Below are 18,163 nucleotides of genomic sequence, written 5' to 3'. Positions count from 1 at the left end.
CCCCCACCCAGCCTCCCATCCAGGATACACTCTGTGGGAGGCCGGGTGGGGGAGCGGGCCGGTGCCGCCCCCGAACCTACGTCAGCGCGGTCGGTAGACCAGATAGTTGAGACCGGTCGGCGTCGACCGGGCCGATTCCAGATCGAACTGGATCGGCCCGTGGCTGTCGGCGAGCAGGCGCCGGCCGCTGCCCGCGACGACCGGGCAGAGGATGAAGCGCATCTCGTCCAGATGTCCGGCGACCATCAGCGTGCTGATCAGGCTGATGCTGCCATGGACGCCGATCGTTCCGCCCGTGCCGGCCTTCAGCGTCGCGATCGCGTCGTCCAGCGGGCCGGGCAGGATCGTCGTCCCGTCCCAGTCGGCGGTCGCAAGCGTGCTCGAGAAGACGAATTTGGGGACGGCGTTGATGAAGTCCGCAAAGGGCTGGATGTCGCTGGTCGGCCAGAAGACCGACCAGTCCTCATAAATTTTCCGGCCCATGAGAACCGCGTCCTGCTCGCCGATCGTCTCGCCGACCAGCGCCGGGAAATCGGCATAAAGCGCCTGCCGGACGAACCTCTCGGGCGCCTCGACCACGCCGTCGATCGACATGAAGAGGAACGACGTCAGTTTCCGCATCGCGCACCTCGTCCCCGGATGGTGGGTCTCAGCCTTGCCGCTCGTCCTCGCGCGGCATCTCCGTTTCCCCGGTCTCGCGCGCCTGCGCCTTGCGCCGGCGCAGGTTCGCGCGCAGCGCTTCGGCCAGTCTTTTCTCGCGTTCGGGGTCGTTAGCCATATCGCGAAGGGCTAATCCGCCCCATGCGCCTTGACAAGCGGCGCACGCTCCGCCCATAGGCGCGCCTCGCCCGTCGGGCCATGCTGCCGTAGCTCAGTGGTAGAGCGCATCCTTGGTAAGGCTGAGGTCGTGAGTTCAATCCTCACCGGCAGCACCAGTTTCCCCTGATAAATCAATATCTTAGATACACCCCTTCCGGGGGCCGGCATCGATTTTTGCGCCACGGAAGCACCACGGAAGCAGCTGGAAGCAAATGTCCGGCGGCTCTGGCGCACAGCCCTGGCGTAGATTGGCGGATCTGACGCGGCCGCGGAGCTCGGGAGTCGGTGGCCACGCATCGGTATGGGATGATCATCGCGCTGGCGCGCGGGCAGCACTTCCGTCCGCAATGGCCTGAATGATTCGGCACTCTGCCGTTCTCGCGCCATTGCAACTGGTCGCCACCATCGCGAGTTCGTCGCGCAGCGCGGTGAGCTGCGCCAAACGGTCTTCAACCTCGGCGAGATGCTGCGCGGCGATCGCGGAAGCCTCGGCGCATTCGCGGTCCGGCTCGCCGTCGAGCGCGATCAGGGATCGTATCTCGTCGATCGAGAAACCGAGCCTTCGTCCATTACGGATGAAATGAAGGCGGCGGACGTCGCTACCGGCATAGCTGCGCCGACCCGAATCCGTGCGCGGCGGCGTGTCGAGCAGGCCGATCGATTCGTAAAAGCGGATCGTCGTCACCTTGGTGCCCGTCTTCCGCGCGAGCGCGCCGATCATCATTGCCTGGCTCAAGACTGCCCTTCCCACACGCTAATGCGAATTCTTCGCAAGAAATCGCTTGATCCTATAGTGACTGTAGCATGTAGCGGACGCCCGATGAACGAATCAGATTCCTGCGGCTGTCACGGCGATCAGAAACTGGCGGCGGTCGACCCCGGCTATCGGCGCGCGCTCGCGATCGTCGTGGCGCTCAACCTCGGGTTCGGCCTGATGGAGATCGTGGGTGGCTTCATCGCCGACAGCCAGGCGCTCAAGGCGGATTCGCTCGATTTCCTGGGCGACGGCTCGATCAGCCTGCTTGGCTTGCTGGCGCTCCATTGGACCGCGCGCGGCCGCGCGCGCGTCGCGCTGTCGCAAGGTGTCTTCCTCGGGCTTCTCGGCCTGGGGGTGATTGGTTTCGCCACCTGGCGGGCGTTTCACGCCACGCTCCCCGAAGCCGAACTCATGGGGGCGATCGGTATCGCGGCGCTCGCCATCAATGTCGGCTCGGCGTTGCTTCTGCTGCGCTACCGCGAAGGCGACGCGAATGTCCGCGCGATCTGGCTATTCAGCCGCAACGACGCGGTCGCCAACGTCGCCGTCATCTTCGCGGCGCTGCTGGTCGGCGTGACCGGCCAGGCATGGCCCGATCTTGCCGTCGCCGGGGTGATCGCCCTGCTCTTCCTTCACTCGGCCTATGAAATCGTCGGCGGCGCCTGGCGCGAACTGACGCCCGGAGCGAAATGATGACGTCCGTCGACCGACACTTTCGGCACTTCCTGACCGTGTTCGCGGCCCTTCTCGCCTTTTGCACCGCGCTCCCGGCAGCCGCGCAGACGCCGGCCGACGACGTTCAGACCGCGTGGCGGCTACTCGATTACATGGCGGTCGATTATGGCGGCGCGGTCGCCAATGGCCGCGTGAAGAGCGCGTCCGAATATGCCGAGATGACCGAGTTCGCGGCTTCGGTGTCAGCGAAGATCGGCGCCTTGCCGGTGAAACCGCAACGTGCCGCGCTCCTCGCGGGCGCCCAGGCACTCCAAGCGATGATCGCCGCCAAGGCCGCGCCCGAGACGGTCGGTTCCGCCGCGCATCGCCTCGCCGCCGATCTGCTCGCCGCCTATCCCGTGCCGCTCGCACCGAACGCTGCGCCGAGCATCCCGCGAGGGACCGCGCTGTTCGCGAGCAATTGCGCGGCCTGTCACGGCATGACGGGCGACGGTCATGGGCCTAACGCTGCAAAGCTCGCCACACCCCCGATTGCCTTCACCGATGCCGGGCGCGCACGCCAGCGCAGCATCTTCGCTCTGTACCAGGTGATCTCGCAGGGCATCGACGGAACCGCGATGCAGAGTTTCGCCGATCTTCCGGCCGCTGATCGCTGGGCGCTCGCGTTCCGCGCTGGCCAGTTCTCGACCAGCGACGCGCTGGCCCAGCAAGGCGAAGCGATCTGGAAGGCGGACGCGGCAGTGCGGCGGCGCATTCCCGACCTCAAGACCTTGGTGGCGCTGACGCCTTCCGCACTGGCGGGCGACCTCGGTCCGGCGCGCGCGGATGCCGTCATGGCCTATCTTCGGCGCAATCCCGGCGTGCTCGTCCAGCAGGTCGCCAATCCGCTGGCGCTCGTCCGCGAGAAGCTGGCCGCCAGCCTTGCCGCCTATCGGGCCGGCAATGCCGGGAAGGCGAAGGAGCTGGCGCTTTCCGCTTATCTGGACGGCTTCGAGCCGGTCGAGCCCGCGCTCGGCGCACGCGATGCCACGTTGCTCGCCCGTATCGAGGGCGCGATGGGCGAATATCGTGCCGCGATCGACCAGCGTGCCAGCGCCGACGATCTCGCAACGCGTGTCGAGGTACTCGACGGCCTCTTCGACGACGCGGAAGCCGCGCTGTCCCCCGATGCTGCGAGCAGCGCGTCGACCTTTGTCGGCGCGCTCACCATCCTGTTGCGCGAAGGCCTGGAAGCGCTGCTGATCGTCGTCGCCATGATCGCGTTCCTGCGCAAGGCCGAGCGCACCGAAGTGCTGCCCTATGTCCATGGCGGCTGGATCGGCGCGCTCGCGGCAGGGCTGCTGACCTGGGTGATCGCGACCTATGCGATCGGCATCAGCGGCGCGAGCCGCGAACTCACCGAAGGGTTCGGCTCGCTGTTCGCCGCCGTCGTGCTGCTCTCGGTCGGGATCTGGATGCACGGCAAGTCGCAGGCCGACCAATGGCAGCGCTATATCCAGGAGCGGATGTCGCGGGCGCTCTCCGGACGCTCCGCCTGGTTCCTGTTCGGTCTCGCCTTCGTCGTCGTCTATCGCGAGGTGTTCGAGACGATCCTGTTCTATGCGGCGCTCTGGGCGCAGGGTAATGGCGGCGCGCTGCTTGCCGGTGCGGGCACGGCGGTGCTGCTCCTTGCGGTCATTGCCTGGGCAATGCTGCGCTACAGCCGGCGGCTGCCCGTCGCGCAATTCTTCCGCTACAGCGCCTGGCTGATGGCGCTGTTGACGGTGGTTCTCGCCGGCAAGGGCGTGGCGGCGCTTCAAGAAGCCGGCATCATCGGCATCGCGCCATTCCACGGTGCGCCGCGCGTCTCGATGCTCGGCCTGTTCCCCACCTGGCAAACGATCCTCGCGCAGCTGCTACTGGCCGGCGCGACCGCGTTCGGTTTCGCTTGGAACGCGCGTAGCGCGGCGCGCGCCCAGCCAGCGAGACCCTGACGCCGTTGGCCCCGGTGCGGCCGGGACTTCAAACCAAGGCTGGTCCCGGGTGCGACAGCATTGGCGCTTCTCGAGGCGGGTTCTGCTGTCGCTAGCGGCTCAGTCCTCGCCGCCTTCCGAGGCCGGGCCCCCGGATTCGATCTGTTGGGCGCGCAGCGCGGCTCCCAGCTCCTCGCGAAGCGCCCGGCCCCAATGTTTCTTCCAGGGCCGCAAAGGAGAAGGAAGCGACACGCCCGGCTCGGCCGTGCGCCCGGAGTTTCGCATTGTCCGCATCGGTCCAGGGCGCACCCCGGTTAGGCCGCGGCATGGGACTGCCCGAGCATGGCACGCAAAGGGCGGTCCAAGCGCGTCACCGCCTGCGCCGGGATGGCCGGTTGGCGGGCCGATGCGCGGTGGACGGCTTCTTTTGGGTGAGGTAGCTTCGAAGCGCGGCGTCGGTCTCGCAGATGCGGGCATGCGCCTGCTTCGACGGGCGACCCCGCATCAACCAGGCCAGCGCGCCACGATATTCGATGCGGTGCCGCAGCCTGGTCCCCTTCGGATCGGGCGTCAGCTCATAGCTCTCGATGTGCTGGAAGACGTGCCGTATGCCCGTCTCCCATTCCAGGACGGCGTTCGGTTCGAGCCGGCTGATCGTGGCCGGCGAGTGCCGCGCCCGCTTCGTCACCAGCGTGCTGGTATATTGATAGTCGATGGCGGCCCCTTGGCGGGCTTCGCCCGTGATCCGGTTGAACGGATGCCAGTCGCGGTAGTGCGCGAAATCGGTCAGCAGGCGCCAGACCCGGGCAGGCGGTGCTTCGACCAGGGTGTCGTTCTCGACCCCGCTCATCCGCCGCGGTCCCGATAGGCGAGGAGCCGAAGCGCATTGAACACGACCAGCAAGGTCGAGCCTTCGTGCGCGGCGACCGCCGGGCCGATTCCGAGACCGAAGATGGTGGCGGGCACCAGCAGCGCCACGACGCCGAGGCTCACGAACACATTCTGGCGGATGATCCTGCGCGTGCTCCGGCTGAGCCCGACCGCGAACGGCAAATGCGCGAGATCGTCGGCCATCAGCGCGACATCGGCGGTCTCGAGCGCGACGTCCGACCCGGCCGCGCCCATGGCGATGCCGACGGTCGCGTTGGCCATGGCGGGCGCGTCGTTCACGCCGTCGCCGACCATCGCGACCTTGCCCTGGTCGCGCAGCTTGCGGATCGCATCGACCTTGTCTTCGGGCATCAGGTCGCCAATGGCCTCGTCGATCCCAACCTCGGCTGCGATCGTCTCGGCCACCTTCTGATTGTCGCCCGAGATCATGATCATCCGCGTGATGCCGAGCTTGCGCAGCCGCGCCAGCGTCTGTCGCGCGGCCTCGCGCGGCGTGTCCATCAGGCCGATCGCGCCAAGATCGCTATCGCCGCGGCGCACGACCATCGTCGTCCTGCCGCCTTCGCGAAGCGTCGCAATCGCGTCGGCCATGGGCTGCGACAGGGGTGCCACGCCATCGCTACCGAACATCTCGGCCTTGCCGATGATGACCTGCTCACCGTTGATACCGGCAGTCACGCCGCGCCCTGTCAGGCTGCCGAGATCGCTCGCGATGGGGATCGCGTGCTCGCCGAGGCGCTCGGTGCCATCGCGCGCAATGGCGCGCGCGAGCGGGTGGTTGCTGAGCTTCTCGACCGCGACGGCGATGGCGAGCAATTCGTCCTTGTCGACGCCGTCCACCGGGATGACGTCGGTGATCCGGGGACGCCCCTCGGTGAGCGTTCCGGTCTTGTCGAACGCGATGGCATTCAGCGAGCCGAGATTCTCCAGCGGCCCGCCGCCCTTGACCAGCACGCCTCCGCGCGCCGCGCGGGCGACCCCGGACAGCACCGCGCTCGGCGTGGCGATCGCGAGCGCACAGGGACTGGCGGCGACGAGCACCGCCATGGCGCGGTAGAAGCTGTCGCGGAACGGCTCGTCGACGACCACCCAGGCGAACAGCAGCGCGACGGTCAGCGCCAGCACGGCGGGCACGAAGATCCGCTCGAACCGGTCGGTGAAACGCTGGGTCGGCGAGCGCTGGGTCTCGGCCTCGCTCACCATCTTGACGACCTTCGCCAGCGCGCTGTCGGCGGCTTTCCTGGTGACCTCGATCTCGATCAGGCCGCTGCCGTTGATCGTGCCGGCAAACACCCTGTACGCCGCCTCGACCATCTCCGGCGCCGCGCTGGCTGCCGCGTGGTCCATCACCGGCCGCTTGTCGACCGGCATGCTCTCGCCCGTGACCGGCGCCTGGTTGACGCTGCTCGTTCCCCGGATCAGGAAACCGTCCGCCGCGATCCGCTCGTCGGGCTTGACGATGACCGTGTCGCCGATCTCGAGTTCCTCGACCGGGATCTCCACTTCCCGGTCATCGCGGCGGACGAGCGCGGTCTCCGGCGCGAGCTCGGCCAGCGCTTCGATCGCGCGTTTCGCCCGGCCCATGGCATAATGTTCGAGCGCATGGCCGAGGCTGAACAGGAATAGGAGAAGCGCGCCTTCGGCCCAGGCGCCCAATGCGCCCGCGCCCGCCGCGGCGACAAGCATCAGCGTGTCGATCTCGAAGCGCTTGAGCCTGAGATTGTCGATCGCCTCGCGCAGCGTGAAATAGCCGCCAAAGCCATAGGCGGCGATGAAGAGCGCGACCGGTATCCAGGCCGGTGCCGGTACGAGCTTCTCGATCGCGAAGCCGATGCCGAGCAAACCGCCGCAAATCAGCGCGAAGATCAGCTCGCTATTGGCGCCGAAAATGCCGCCATGGACGTGCTCGTGCCCGCCTTCGGCATCGCCATGTTCATGGCCGTCGCGATGGTCGTGCGCCTCGTGCCGGTGGCCGTCGCCCGGTCCGGCCTCGTGCACATGATCGTGATCCTTGGGGCGCGGCCTGACACGCGCGGGACGCTCGTGCACGCCGATCTGCGCGAGGAAGTCGCGTAGCGCTTCCTCCGACAGCGCCGCCCGGTCGAACTCGATGCGTACCGTGCCGGCGGCGCTGGCCTCTGCCTCGAGCACGCCCTTCACGCGCAGCAATTGCTCCGCGACGCTGCGCGCTCGACGCTGGTGACCGATCCCGTCCACGCTCAGCGCGAGATGCCCATAGCTCTCGGTCAGCTTCGCGCCCGCAGCGAGGACGATCTCGTTGATCCGCGCGAGCGACAGCGTGTCGGGATCATAGTGGACGCACAGCTGCGCGGGCGCGCTCGGCTCGTCGCCGACCACGACATGGGCCTGCTCGATGCCGGGCCTGCCCTCGAGTTCGCCCATCAGCCGGTCGACGCACGCGTCGGCCGCATCGGGGATCTCGGGCAGGATGACAGGTATGTCCAGCCGTAGCTTGGCGCTCATGATTGCGATCCTTCTGATCGGGAGTCGTGGGGACGGGACGGCGTCATCCCAGCATTTCTTCGATGAGCAGCAGCGCGAGGAAGCCGACGAAGAACATCGCGCTGATGAGCGGGCTGTCGGGCTTTTCGTGCGCCTCGACCAGCAGTTCCTCGGTGACGAGATAGAGCAACGCCATCAGGCCAAAGCTCAGGAATCCCGCGATCACGACCGGGGGCAGCTGCGCGACCGGGAATGCCGCCAGCGCGCCGAGCGGCAGCAGGAGCGCGATCGCCGTCGTCGTCGCGACGACACGGGCCTTGGACCGCATCGTCTCGCCGAGCTCGGTTGCGAGCGACAGTCCCAGGAACAGGACTTCGAGCGTCAGCGCGATGGTGAGCAGGATGCCGGCCTTGGCGCCCGCCACGAAGGCGAGGCCAAGCACCAGCCCGTCGACCAGGATATCGAGCCCGATCGCGCCCAATAGCGCGATCCGGCCTTCGAACCGTTTCTCGATCTCCTTCAATCCGAGCATCGCGGCGACGCCGAGCCCGCCACCGATCAGCGTCGCGGCGGGCGAGGCCTGGTGCATGATCTGCGGCAGGATTTCGGCGGCGGCGGCCGCGAACACCACGCCCGCGGCGAGATGCTGCGTGCCGGCGATCGCCGCATCGCCCGGTCGACGCAGCACTGCCGCGAGCGACCCGAGCAGCACCGCGGCGACCGGGATGAGCGTATAGGCCAGCGCCGGCATCAACTGTCTCCCGTCCGGGCATCGACGACGACCATCACGCGGCCTGGCGCCGCAGGAATGCGCCGCCGATCACTTCGATCGCCTCGAGCGTGATCAGTCCCAGGCCGGGGATGTCGCCGAGGCTCTCCGCGAAGGCGCGCAGCGACGCTTCCTCGTCGATGATCTCGATCACGACCGCACGGTCGCTTTCCAGGACGTGGCGGCGATGCTGGTGCGCCGACCGGCCGAAGCCGATCAGCGCCTCGAGGATCGTGACGCCGGCGAGCCCTGCGTCCCGCGCGCGGCTCGCCACCACTTCGAGGACCTTGCGGTCCCCGAAAAAGGCGCCCTCGTCGGTGTAGATCCGGAGCAGCTTGGTGTTCTCCATGGTCACTCTCCCGTCATTCTTCTGTCTGCACCTGGCCCTGCGCCTGCACCCGGCGTTCGCGCCGCGCGCTCCAGCGCTCGCCCAGGCCGAGCACGACCTTGGCGATTGCAGGCAGCACGAGGAGCGTCAGGATCGTCGCCGCAATGAGCCCGCCGATCACGACGGTCGCGAGCGGCTTCTGGACTTCGGCGCCGGTGCCGTGCGCGAGCGCCATCGGCACGAAGCCGATCGCCGGTACGAACCCGGTCATCACCACCGCGCGCATCTTCTCGGTCGTGCCCTCGATGATCGCCTGTCCGAGCTCCATCCCGGCATCGAGCCGCTCGCGGATCGCGGTCATCACGACCAGGCCGTTCAGCACCGCCACGCCGGCCAGGCAGATGAACCCGACCGCCGCCGATACCGAGAAGGCGATGCCGGTCATCGCCAGCGTGAATACGCCGCCGGCGAGCCCGAGCGGGACCGCGAGGAACACCGCCGCCGCGCGGGCGAACCCGCCGAGCGCCATATAAAGCAAGGCGAAGATCGCCGCGAAGCATAGCGGCACTACGATCGCGAGGCGCTGCGAGGCGGCCTGAAGGTTCTGGAACTGCCCGCCCCATTCGAGATAGGAGCCAGCCGGCAGCGCCATCTTGTCGACCTTGGCCTGCGCCTCGGTCACGAACGAGCCGACGTCGCGGCCGCGGACATTGGCCTGGATGACGACCCGGCGCTTGCCATTCTCGCGGCTGATCTGATTGAGCCCCTCGCTGAACCGGAACTGCGCCACGCGCGCCAGCGGGATCGTCTCGCGCGTGCCGTTGGCCTCGGTCGGCAGCAGCACCGGCAGCGCCGCCAGCGAGTCGAGGCTGCTCCGCGTCGCGTCGGGGACGCGCACGGTGACCTCGAAGCGCCGGTCGCCTTCGAACACCAGCCCGGCCTCTCGGCCGCCCATCGCCGCGGCCACCGTGTCGGCGACCTCTTCGACCGTTAGCCCGAAGCGCGCGATCGCCGCGCGGTCGAAATTGACCTCGAGCGTCGGCGAACCGCTGGTCTGCTCGGCCTTGACGTCGGCGGCGCCCGGAATCGTCTGGAGCGCCGTGACGATCCGCTGCGCGGCAGCTCCCATCTTGTCGAGATCGTCGCCATAGAGCTTGATCGCGACATCGCCGCGGACGCCGGCGATCAGCTCGTTGAACCTGAGCTGGATCGGCTGGCTGACTTCATAGACCTGACCCAGCTGCTTGCCGGCGACCTTCTCGATCCGTTCGAGCACGTCCGCCTTGGTCCTGACGCCCGCGGGCCATTCCTCCTGGGGTTTCAGGATCACGAAGCCATCGGAGATGTTCTGCGGCATCGGGTCGGTGGCCACTTCCGCGGTGCCGGTCTTGGAGAACATCAGCTCGACTTCGGGAAGCGCGCTCACCGCGCGCTCGACACCGCGCTGCATGGTGAGTGACTGTTCGAGCGCGACCGAGGGGACGCGGGTCGAGGCGAGCGCCACATTCTTCTCGTCGAGCTGCGGGATGAACTCCTGTCCCAGCATCCCGAACACCAGCGCCGATGCCGCGAAGAAGGCGAAGCCTGCGCCGATGAACGGCCAGGGCCTCGCCACCGCACGTTCGAGCAACGGCGTATAACGCGCCTTGGACTTCGCGATCAGCCAGACTTCCTTTTCGGCGACGCGGCCACGGATCAGCAGCGCCACGAGCGCGGGCACCAGGGTGAGCGCGAGGATGAACGCCGCGACCAGCGCGAGCATGATGGTGATCGCCATCGGCGAGAAGGTCTTGCCCTCGACGCCGGTGAACATCAGCAGCGGCGCGAAAGCGAGCAGGATGATCGCCTGGCCGAACACAGTCGGCTTGATCATCTCCTGGCTCGCGCGCATCGTCTCTTCGAGCCGCTCGCGAATGGTGAGCAGCCGCCCTTCATGCTGCTGGCGATGCGCGAGGCGGGCCAGGCAATTCTCGATGATGATGACCGCGCCGTCGACGATCAGGCCGAAGTCGAGCGCGCCCAGGCTCATCAGATTGCCGGGCACTTTGAAGGCATTCATGCCCATCGCCATCATCAGGAACGAGAACGGGATGACGAGCACCGCAATGATCGCCGCGCGCCAGTTGCCGAGGAGCAGGAACAGCGCCGCCGCGACCAGCAGGGCGCCCTCGGCGAGGTTGCGCTGGACGGTCGCGACCGTCGCATTGACCAGCTTGGAGCGGTCGAGCACGGTCGTGACCTTGATCCCCGGCGGGAGCGACTTGCCTATGGTGTCGAGCCGCTCGCCGACTGCCCTGGCCACCACCCGGCTGTTCTCGCCGATCAGCATCAGCGCGGTGCCGATCACCGCCTCATGACCGTTCATGCTGGCGGCACCGGTGCGGAGCTCGCCGCCGACACGGACATTGGCGACGTCCTTGACCGCCACGGGAATGCCGCCACGGGTCGCGACGATCGCGTCGGTGATCTCGTCGATGTCGCGAATGCGGGCGTCCGCGCGCACCAGATAGGCTTCGCCGCCGCGATTGAAGTAGTTGGCGCCGACCGCGAGGTTCGCGGCTTCGAGCGCCTTGGCCAGTTCCGAGAAGGAAATGCCGTAATTGGAGAGCTTCACCGGATCGGGCTCGACGACATATTGCTTGGCATAGCCGCCGATCGAGTCGATTCCGGCGACGCCCTGCACGGTCCTGAGCTGCGGCCGGATGATCCAGTCCTGCACGGTCCTGAGATACGCAGCGCGCGACACCTCGTCGGTCAGCCGCGCGCCCTCGGGCGTGAGGAAGCTCCCGTCGCGCTGCCAGCCGGGCTGGCCGTCGGTGATCTTGGCGCCCTTGCCGCCGGGATTGGCGAAGTCGACCGAATACATCAGCACTTCGCCGAGACCCGTGGTGACGGGACCCATCTGCGGCTGCACGCCTTCGGGCAAGGTATCGCGCGCCTGGCCGAGCCGCTCGCTCACCTGCTGGCGCGCGAAATAGAGATCGGTCTGGTCGGTGAAGATCGCGGTGACCTGGCTGAACCCGTTGCGCGACAGCGATCGCGTCGTCTCCAGCCCGGGGATGCCCGCGAGCGCCGTCTCGATCGGAAAGGTCACGCGTTTTTCGATCTCGCTGGGCGAAAGGCCGCGCTCGACCGTGTTGATCTGGACCTGGCGGTTGGTGATGTCGGGGACGGCGTCGATCGGCAGCTTGGTCAGCTGCCAGATGCCGAGGCCAGCGACGGCGAGGAAGAGGAGCAGAACCGCCCAGCGTGCGCGGACGGACAGCCCCATGAGGCTTGCGATCATGGATTATTTCCCGAAGGCGTATCGGCCGTGTCGGCGGAGCCGACATAGGACACGGTGATAGTGTTGACGGCGGACGCGTCGGCGATCGGCAGGCGTGCGGAATAATAAGCCGTGCGCGACCCGCGAGCGGGGATCGAGCCCCAGCGCGTGTCGGCGACGATGTCCGGCCGGCCGTCGGCGAAGCTCGCGACGACATGAAGATGACCCGGAACGGACCCGTGCGCGAGCGCCGGGCGCCGCACCATGCCGCTGACCAGGACGATATCGCCCTTGTCCTCGGCATGGACGGTCCAGATGCGGAGCGGCTTGCCGGATATGGTCCGGGGCGTGATCGTCAGTTCGGGACCGCGCGCGCAACCGGCGAGCGCCGCGGCAAGGAGGATGGCCGCGGCCACCCGGACAGGGGTACCGGGGGTCATTCTTCCTCCCCCTCGCCCTTGCCGAGCTCCGCCTTGAGCAGAAAGGCCTGGCGCGACGCGATCATCTGGCCGCCGCTCAGGCCGGTCAGCACTTCCACGCGGCCGGCGCTACGCCGGCCGAGCGTGACCGGTACGGCTCGGAAGCCCTGGCCGGTTCGGACGAACACGACATCGCGCCCCTCGACCGACTGGATCGCCTCCTCGGGCACCACGATCGCCGCCGACGTCTCGTCCCGGCTCGGCTTGATACGGACGCGCACCGCGAGGCCCGGCTGCACGCCGCCATCGCTCACGTCGAGCACCGCCGTCGCGGCGCGCGTCTCGCCGCTCAGCGTCGGCGTCACGGCGCGGACGCGCGCGGCGACGGTCCGGCCATCGGGCAGCTCGACCATCGCGCCGTCGCCCGGTGCGATCCGCGCCGCATCGAGCGATCCCACCGCGGCTTCGATCTGGACCAGCCGCGGGTCGGCCACGCGGAACAGCTCGGTCTCGGGCTGCACGAAAGCGCCGAGCGTCACGCTGCTGGCCGTGACGCGGCCGGAGATCGGGCTGGCGACGATAACACCGCGTCCGTCCGCCGTGATGTTGGCGGCGCCGGCGGCGGCGCGGGCGCGCCGCGCTTCCGCAGCGGCGGCCGCCGCCTCGGCCTGGGCTTGTTCGAGATCGACCCGTGCAGAGACGCGTTGCCTGTAGAGATATTGCTCTCGCGCAAGCGCCTTTTGCGCGAGCACCGACTTCGCATCGGCCGAGGTACGCTCTGCCGCGATTTGCGCCGCGTCGCGGCTCTCGACGATCGCCAGCGCCTCGCCGGCACGGACGGGGTCGCCGAGGCGCTTGAACACGCGCGTCACGGCGCCGCCGGCCCGCGCGGTCACCACCGCCTGTCCGCTCGGCGACGCGGTCACGGTCGCCTGCGCGACGATCTCGGCGCCAAGCCCCCCCGCCGCGACGGTTTCGGTGCCGATCCCGGCATTCTTGATCGCGTCGGCGCTCATCGCCACGCTGTCCGGGGCGCCCGCAGGCTTTTCCGCGGATTTCGCCTCTTCGGCGCTCGGCACCGGAGCGGCGGTCCAGCGCGCTATCGTAAAGCCGCTCACCCCTGCAAATAGCACGGCGCCGGCGACGCCTCCGAGGAGGCGCTTGTCAGTGAAGGTCATTTTATGTCTCCGGAAACGTCGGGCGCGGGCGCGGTCAGGCGCGCCAGCCGGGCCACGGCATCATGATATTGGACGAGGGCCTCGATCGCGGCGGCACGCGTCTCGGCGAGCGTGCGCTCGGCCTCGAGCAGGATCAGCTGGTCGAACTTGCCCTGGCCGTAGCCGATCCGGGCGATCCGCGCGGCTTCGAGCGCCGCCTCGAGCGCGGGCCCGGAGGCGCGGACGCTGGCGGCAGCATTGTCGCGGTCGGCGCGGGCTCGGGCGATTTCCTGTTCGGCATCGACCCGCGCGACGCGGCGCCGCGCATCCGCTTGGTCGCGTTCGGCCGTTGCCTGGGCAATCCCCGCCCGCCCGTTGTTGAAGAAGGGCAAAGGGATCGACACGCCGAGCACCGCGGCGGTGTCGTTGGTCGCCTGGAGCCGCCGCGCGCCGGCGCTGACCGTCAGGTCCGGAATGCGCTGGCTGCGGGCGAGCCGAACATTGGCATCGGCGATCGACAGGTCGGCCGACGCCGCAGCATAAGCGAGCGTGCCGTCCGCCGCGACCGGCGCCTCGGGTCCGAACGTCCCCGTCCGGTCGAACCAGACCGTATCGAGCCGCCCGCTGATCGGGCTTCCGACCAGCCGCCCGAGATTGGCGCGAGCGACCTCGACGGCGCGTGTCGCGCGCTCGACTTCGGCCCTGGCATTGATCTGCTGGACCGCGGCGCGCTGCTCGTCGATCGGCGAGGTGGCGCCGACCATGACGCGGTCCTTGGCGACCCGCAGCGCTTCGTCGGCAATCCTGAGCTGCTCCTGGGCGACGGCGAGGCGCCGCTCCGCGGCGACCGCCTCGATATAGGCCTGGGTGACGCGCAGCCTGAGGTCGGCGAGCGCGATCGCGGCATCGAGCCGCGCCCGCGCCGTGCGCGCATCGGCGACGCCGATCCGGGCGCCACGTTTGCCCCCGAGCTCGATCGGCATCGAGAAGCCGATCGTCGTCTCCGACTGGCTGAACCCGCGATAGGGGCCGGTGCCGACGACATTCTCGGTTTCGGCATTGAGCGTGGGGTTGGGGCGCAGACCGGCAACGGTGCGTCCGGCCTCGGCCGCCCGCACACCCGCGCCGGCGACCTCGGTGGAAGGGGACGTCGCACCGGCCTGGGCCAGTGCGTCATCGAGCGTGATGACGTCATCCGCCGCAATCGGCGGTGAGGTTTGCGCCTGCGCGATACCTGCGCAGGACGCCGCGGCAAGCAGCGCCGCGATAAGACGAGACATGGATGGGATTCTCCCTGACGTTCGCATGGTGCTCCGCGCGCAGGGGCGGGAGCGGCGGCGACGTCAGGCGATCGGCGGTCTCAGTGCGCGAGTCGCGGCAAAGGCAGCCGGAGGCGTGCCTGGCGCGACGGCAATGCGCGACGGGGCGAATATGAAGGGAAGCGCTAACCAGTCGCTGACCGGGACGCCCAGGTCGTGATTGTGGCTGAAATTATGGTGATGCGGCGTCGCCTTGTCGCTGTCGCTCGGGACCTCGTCGGCGTCGCCCGGCGTGTGGCCGGGGGCATTGTCCGCGACCACCGTCACGCAGCCCCGCATCTCGGCGGCATAGGCCACCGACGACTGGAACCCCGACCATAATGTCAGGACCAGCATCAGGCTTGCGATCGAGGCGACCAGCTTGCGCATCCGCCCCGCCCCTATCCCATGCCATTGTCGGGCGGAAGAGCTTTTCGGCATCCGGTCAGCTCTGCGGCAATGATTTATTGCACGCGCGGAGCTTGTCGATGGTCAAGCGGCGCACGTTATTTCATCACCAGGAAATCATTCCCAGAATCTGCCGAAATTGATTCCGTTTTTCTTGTACTCTTCAGCTCATGACTTGCTTGCCACAGAATTTGCGCGCCGCCCCAAATACCAAGCCCAGCCATGACCGCGGCAACCGCAAGATCAGGCCATTGCGTTCCGGTGCCGAGCACGCCGCCGGCGGCGACCAGCACCGCGAGATTGCCGAGCGCGTCGTTGCGCGAGCAGATCCACACCGAGCGCATGTTGGCGTCGCCGGTCCGATAGCGATAGAGCATCAACGCCACCGCGCCGTTGGCGATCAGCGCGAGTACCCCGACCACACCCATGGTTTCGGCGCGGGGCACGCCGTTTCCGAAGATCGCCACGATCGTCGTCACGAGCACATAGATGCCGAAGGCGAAGATCGTGCCGCCCTTGAGCAGCGCGGCGCGCGACCGCCAGCTGAGTGCGAGCCCCGCGACCCCCAGGCTGATCGCATAATTGGCGGCATCTCCGAGGAAATCGAGCGCGTCCGCCTGGAGCGCGCGCGATCCCGAGGCAAGGCCCGCCGCGATCTCGCCTGCAAACATCGCGGCGTTGATCGCCAGCGCAATCCACAGCACGCGCCGCCATCTCGGGTCGTTGAGCGCGGTCTTTCCCGCGCCTGCACCACAGCATTGATCGGCCATCGCTTCGCTCGACTCCTTCGCGCGACTCGGCCTATGCACCCTGTAGCAACTACAGGGTCAAGCAGCATGTTCATGCCGATCGGACAGCGACAGGCCTGTCGCGGGGAAGGGCCGCGATTTTGACTCCCGCTTTGCCGAAACGCATAGTCCGGACCATCGGCGCCAAAGGGGTGACCATGGCACCGCGCCGACCGACAGCAACGAGAGAGCTGCCGCCTCTTGACGCTGGAGTCATATCATGGACACCGTGGATCGGGACTATCTGGAACGGCGGCACCGCGAGTCGCGGGAGCGCGCGGAAGCCGCGAGCGACCCAGCGGTTGCGCGCATTCATCAGCAATTCGCCGAGCAATATGCCAAGAAGCTGGAGCGCGCGCCGCGCGACACGCTGCATCTCGCCGAACAGGGCTAGGCGTCGAATTGCGAAGGTGGCCGCCTGCATCGCGGGAATCGCCTGGTGAAAATCGGCGATCTGGCGCGCGCCACCGGCACCAAGGTCGAGACCGTCCGCTTCTACGAGCGTTCGGGGCTGCTCCCGATCCCGGCGCGAACGTCGGGCAATTACCGCGCCTATGACTCCGCGCATCTGAAGCGCCTGTCCTTCATCCGCCGCGCGCGCGATCTCGGCTTCACCCTCGATCAGGTGCGCGAGTTGCTGATGCTCGCCGATGACCGCGCGCAATCCTGCGCGGCGGTCGACGAGATCGCCGGCGCGCATCTGGCGGCGATCGACCGCAAGATCGCCGACCTGACCGCGCTCCGGGGCGAACTCGACCGCATGCTGGGCAGTTGCCGGAAGGGAACCGTGGCGGAATGCCGGATCCTCGAGATGCTCACGCCGCAGAATGAAGGTCTCGGCTCCGGGTAATAGTCGCCGGAGCTGCGGGATCCCACTGCCTAGCCTCGTTTCTTCGCTCCGAATCGCAGCCCGAGCGAACGTGCGGGCGGCTCGGGTTCATCCGGCTCGAGCGTTCCGTCGTGGAAAAAGTGGCGCTGGCCTTTCTCGTCGATCACCGTGACCGAAGTGACGGCGAGCCGGGTCTTCTTGATCGGGAATTGCGTTTTGGCATGCCGAACCGCTTCGGACAGATCGTCGAAGTCGCTGGTGGACAAAACGGTTTCATCCTTGGTCCAGACCACGGTGTACGGCATTTTTCGTCTCTGGATGCGAGCCCCGAGGGTTAACGGGCCTCGATCGCCGATAGTATCCGCGATCCGTTGCGCTGGCGCAATGGAGGGGAAGGTCTTCCCCTGACGGCGAGCCCTGGCGGTCTCGCCCTACCCCTTCTGCGGGGGCACCCCGCAACGCCCCGAGAGTGAGAGACGAGCCTGGATTGGCCGTGACGGGTCAGGGACCGCGAGAGGTTCGCGGATCGCCCGTCGCGGAGAAACCAGATGACACATGCTTCATCCCGGTCGGGCGGCGACCGGACCTGCCTCTATCAGGACATCACCGCCAGTATCATCGCCGAGCTCGAGGCCGGGCGCGTGCCCTGGGTTCAACCCTGGTCCTCGGCCAATGCGCCGCTCGACATGCCCCACAACGCGCTCACGCGCCGGCGCTATTCCGGCATCAACATCGTCATCCTGTGGAGCGCCGTGGTCGAGCGCGGGTTCGCCCGCCAGGCCTGGCTGACCTTCCGGCAGGCGCTCGAACTCGGCGGGAATGTTCGCAAGGGAGAACGCGGGACGACCGTCGTCTATGCCGACCGCTTCACGCCCGAAGAGGAGCGCCGGCGTGCCGAGGCCGAATCGCGCAAGCCCGGTCAGATCCCGTTCCTCAAGCGCTTCACGGTCTTTTCGGTCGACCAGTGCGAGGGCCTGCCCGACGATATCGCACCGCCGCCAGCACCCGTGCCCGATGGCCTGATCCTGCCGCAGGCCGAGGCGCTGATCGCGGCCACCGGCGCGGATTTCCGCATCGGCGGCGATCGCGCCTTCTACGCACCGGCGCTCGACTATGTGCAGGTCCCGAGGCCCGACGCCTATTTCGAGCCGGTGAACTGGCATCGCACTGCCTTCCACGAGCTCGGGCATTGGACCGGACACCGCTCGCGGCTCGGCCGCGATCAGACCGGCGGTTTCGGGTCGACCGCATATGGCAAGGAGGAGCTTGTCGCCTTATCTGGACAGTCTGCGCCGCCCGCAACATTGCAGTAAGGTCGGCGATGGACGCCCACGGTAGGCAGTTA

The 18,163-nt window shown here is 68.0% G+C and carries 18 protein-coding genes, 1 tRNA gene and 1 pseudogene; 6 read left to right on the top strand and 14 right to left on the bottom strand.

Translation table 11 applies throughout. From position 1 onward, the window contains the following. Positions 1-81 precede the first annotated feature (81 nt). Positions 82-621: a dihydrofolate reductase family protein gene (locus tag AC3WT0_RS19290; RefSeq protein WP_492755050.1), complete on the bottom strand. Its 540-nt coding sequence runs from the start codon at positions 619-621 to the stop codon at positions 82-84. 28 nt (positions 622-649) lie between these two features. Next, on the bottom strand, positions 650-778 hold the full coding sequence (locus AC3WT0_RS19285) for a hypothetical protein (RefSeq protein ID WP_492755049.1): 129 nt from the start codon (positions 776-778) through the stop codon (positions 650-652). Positions 779-860: 82 nt separating this feature from the next. Here AC3WT0_RS19285 and AC3WT0_RS19280 point away from each other — a divergent pair. Beyond that, positions 861-935, top strand: a tRNA-Thr gene (locus AC3WT0_RS19280). Between the two features lie 194 nt (positions 936-1,129). Here AC3WT0_RS19280 and AC3WT0_RS19275 read toward each other — a convergent pair. Then, complete coding sequence (locus AC3WT0_RS19275; protein ID WP_492755048.1) at positions 1,130-1,543, bottom strand: MerR family transcriptional regulator; 414 nt, start codon at positions 1,541-1,543, stop codon at positions 1,130-1,132. Positions 1,544-1,639: 96 nt separating this feature from the next. Between AC3WT0_RS19275 and AC3WT0_RS19270 the strand changes: the two genes are divergently transcribed. Next, entirely contained in the window at positions 1,640-2,269 is a 630-nt protein-coding gene (locus AC3WT0_RS19270) for a cation efflux transmembrane domain-containing protein (RefSeq protein ID WP_492755047.1), read from the top strand. Continuing rightward, entirely contained in the window at positions 2,269-4,224 is a 1,956-nt protein-coding gene (locus AC3WT0_RS19265; RefSeq protein WP_492755046.1) for an FTR1 family protein, read from the top strand. The genes AC3WT0_RS19270 and AC3WT0_RS19265 overlap by 1 nt, the downstream gene beginning before the upstream one ends. 349 nt (positions 4,225-4,573) lie before the next feature. Here the strand turns inward: AC3WT0_RS19265 and AC3WT0_RS19260 are convergent, their stop codons facing one another. The 10 genes from AC3WT0_RS19260 to AC3WT0_RS19215 form a co-directional block, all read right to left on the bottom strand. Then, positions 4,574-5,053 (bottom strand): SRPBCC family protein, encoded by a 480-nt coding sequence (locus AC3WT0_RS19260; protein ID WP_492755045.1) that lies wholly within the window; start codon positions 5,051-5,053, stop codon positions 4,574-4,576. After that, positions 5,050-7,578, bottom strand: coding sequence for a heavy metal translocating P-type ATPase (locus AC3WT0_RS19255; protein ID WP_492755044.1), 2,529 nt, complete (start codon positions 7,576-7,578; stop codon positions 5,050-5,052). Before AC3WT0_RS19255 ends, AC3WT0_RS19260 begins: the two co-directional genes overlap by 4 nt. A gap of 43 nt (positions 7,579-7,621) precedes the next feature. After that, a complete protein-coding gene (locus AC3WT0_RS19250) occupies positions 7,622-8,308 on the bottom strand; it encodes a ZIP family metal transporter (RefSeq protein WP_492755043.1) in 687 nt (228 codons plus the stop codon). A gap of 34 nt (positions 8,309-8,342) precedes the next feature. Further along, positions 8,343-8,675 (bottom strand): DUF190 domain-containing protein, encoded by a 333-nt coding sequence (locus AC3WT0_RS19245; protein ID WP_492755042.1) that lies wholly within the window; start codon positions 8,673-8,675, stop codon positions 8,343-8,345. Positions 8,676-8,688: 13 nt separating this feature from the next. After that, entirely contained in the window at positions 8,689-11,940 is a 3,252-nt protein-coding gene (locus AC3WT0_RS19240; RefSeq protein ID WP_492755041.1) for an efflux RND transporter permease subunit, read from the bottom strand. Then, the gene (locus AC3WT0_RS19235) at positions 11,937-12,359 is read right to left on the bottom strand and encodes a hypothetical protein (RefSeq protein ID WP_492755040.1); all 423 of its coding nucleotides are present in this window, start codon (positions 12,357-12,359) and stop codon (positions 11,937-11,939) included. The genes AC3WT0_RS19240 and AC3WT0_RS19235 overlap by 4 nt, the downstream gene beginning before the upstream one ends. After that, complete coding sequence (locus AC3WT0_RS19230) at positions 12,356-13,516, bottom strand: efflux RND transporter periplasmic adaptor subunit (RefSeq protein WP_492755039.1); 1,161 nt, start codon at positions 13,514-13,516, stop codon at positions 12,356-12,358. The genes AC3WT0_RS19235 and AC3WT0_RS19230 overlap by 4 nt, the downstream gene beginning before the upstream one ends. After that, positions 13,513-14,775 carry a TolC family protein gene (locus tag AC3WT0_RS19225; protein ID WP_492755038.1) on the bottom strand — a complete coding sequence of 421 codons (1,263 nt, stop codon included), beginning with the start codon at positions 14,773-14,775 and terminating at the stop codon, positions 13,513-13,515. The genes AC3WT0_RS19230 and AC3WT0_RS19225 overlap by 4 nt, the downstream gene beginning before the upstream one ends. 63 nt (positions 14,776-14,838) lie before the next feature. Continuing rightward, complete coding sequence (locus AC3WT0_RS19220) at positions 14,839-15,183, bottom strand: hypothetical protein (RefSeq protein ID WP_492755037.1); 345 nt, start codon at positions 15,181-15,183, stop codon at positions 14,839-14,841. 116 nt (positions 15,184-15,299) lie between these two features. Beyond that, on the bottom strand, positions 15,300-15,971 hold the full coding sequence (locus tag AC3WT0_RS19215) for a cation efflux transmembrane domain-containing protein (protein ID WP_492755036.1): 672 nt from the start codon (positions 15,969-15,971) through the stop codon (positions 15,300-15,302). 238 nt (positions 15,972-16,209) lie between these two features. Here AC3WT0_RS19215 and AC3WT0_RS19210 point away from each other — a divergent pair, with 238 nt between their 5' ends. Both AC3WT0_RS19210 and AC3WT0_RS19205 read left to right on the top strand, forming a co-directional pair. Further along, the gene (locus tag AC3WT0_RS19210) at positions 16,210-16,383 is read left to right on the top strand and encodes a hypothetical protein (protein ID WP_492755035.1); all 174 of its coding nucleotides are present in this window, start codon (positions 16,210-16,212) and stop codon (positions 16,381-16,383) included. 45 nt (positions 16,384-16,428) lie between these two features. Next, positions 16,429-16,839, top strand: a complete 411-nt coding sequence (locus tag AC3WT0_RS19205) for a MerR family transcriptional regulator (RefSeq protein WP_492755034.1) — start codon at positions 16,429-16,431, stop codon at positions 16,837-16,839. Between the two features lie 29 nt (positions 16,840-16,868). Here AC3WT0_RS19205 and AC3WT0_RS19200 read toward each other — a convergent pair whose 3' ends face one another. Beyond that, positions 16,869-17,123, bottom strand: coding sequence for a hypothetical protein (locus AC3WT0_RS19200; protein ID WP_492755033.1), 255 nt, complete (start codon positions 17,121-17,123; stop codon positions 16,869-16,871). A 243-nt stretch (positions 17,124-17,366) separates the two neighbouring features. Here AC3WT0_RS19200 and AC3WT0_RS19195 point away from each other — a divergent pair. After that, a pseudogene (locus AC3WT0_RS19195) lies at positions 17,367-18,092 on the top strand (ArdC family protein); the annotation flags it as partial. Positions 18,093-18,163: the final 71 nt, after the last annotated feature.

The sequence above is a fragment of the Sphingomonas sp. EU05-FHT14C10 genome, assembly GCF_058790595.1.
Note: the sequence above shows the minus strand (reverse complement) of the source record. Positions and strands in the feature narration are given on the sequence as shown.

Excerpts from the sequence above, each read along its gene's own strand:
- AC3WT0_RS19240 (WP_492755041.1), bottom strand. The coding sequence starts at position 11,940 with ATGATCGCAAGCCTCATGGGGCTGTCCGTCCGCGCACGCTGGGCGGTT.
- AC3WT0_RS19225 (WP_492755038.1), bottom strand. The coding sequence starts at position 14,775 with ATGTCTCGTCTTATCGCGGCGCTGCTTGCCGCGGCGTCCTGCGCAGGT.
- AC3WT0_RS19200 (WP_492755033.1), bottom strand. The coding sequence starts at position 17,123 with ATGCCGTACACCGTGGTCTGGACCAAGGATGAAACCGTTTTGTCCACC.
- AC3WT0_RS19245 (WP_492755042.1), bottom strand. The coding sequence starts at position 8,675 with ATGGAGAACACCAAGCTGCTCCGGATCTACACCGACGAGGGCGCCTTT.
- AC3WT0_RS19220 (WP_492755037.1), bottom strand. The coding sequence starts at position 15,183 with ATGCGCAAGCTGGTCGCCTCGATCGCAAGCCTGATGCTGGTCCTGACA.
- AC3WT0_RS19235 (WP_492755040.1), bottom strand. The coding sequence starts at position 12,359 with ATGACCCCCGGTACCCCTGTCCGGGTGGCCGCGGCCATCCTCCTTGCC.
- AC3WT0_RS19275 (WP_492755048.1), bottom strand. The coding sequence starts at position 1,543 with ATGATGATCGGCGCGCTCGCGCGGAAGACGGGCACCAAGGTGACGACG.
- AC3WT0_RS19265 (WP_492755046.1), top strand. The coding sequence starts at position 2,269 with ATGACGTCCGTCGACCGACACTTTCGGCACTTCCTGACCGTGTTCGCG.
- AC3WT0_RS19250 (WP_492755043.1), bottom strand. The coding sequence starts at position 8,308 with ATGCCGGCGCTGGCCTATACGCTCATCCCGGTCGCCGCGGTGCTGCTC.
- AC3WT0_RS19230 (WP_492755039.1), bottom strand. The coding sequence starts at position 13,516 with ATGACCTTCACTGACAAGCGCCTCCTCGGAGGCGTCGCCGGCGCCGTG.
- AC3WT0_RS19210 (WP_492755035.1), top strand. The coding sequence starts at position 16,210 with ATGGACACCGTGGATCGGGACTATCTGGAACGGCGGCACCGCGAGTCG.
- AC3WT0_RS19290 (WP_492755050.1), bottom strand. The coding sequence starts at position 621 with ATGCGGAAACTGACGTCGTTCCTCTTCATGTCGATCGACGGCGTGGTC.
- AC3WT0_RS19255 (WP_492755044.1), bottom strand. The coding sequence starts at position 7,578 with ATGAGCGCCAAGCTACGGCTGGACATACCTGTCATCCTGCCCGAGATC.
- AC3WT0_RS19215 (WP_492755036.1), bottom strand. The coding sequence starts at position 15,971 with ATGGCCGATCAATGCTGTGGTGCAGGCGCGGGAAAGACCGCGCTCAAC.
- AC3WT0_RS19270 (WP_492755047.1), top strand. The coding sequence starts at position 1,640 with ATGAACGAATCAGATTCCTGCGGCTGTCACGGCGATCAGAAACTGGCG.
- AC3WT0_RS19285 (WP_492755049.1), bottom strand. The coding sequence starts at position 778 with ATGGCTAACGACCCCGAACGCGAGAAAAGACTGGCCGAAGCGCTGCGC.
- AC3WT0_RS19260 (WP_492755045.1), bottom strand. The coding sequence starts at position 5,053 with ATGAGCGGGGTCGAGAACGACACCCTGGTCGAAGCACCGCCTGCCCGG.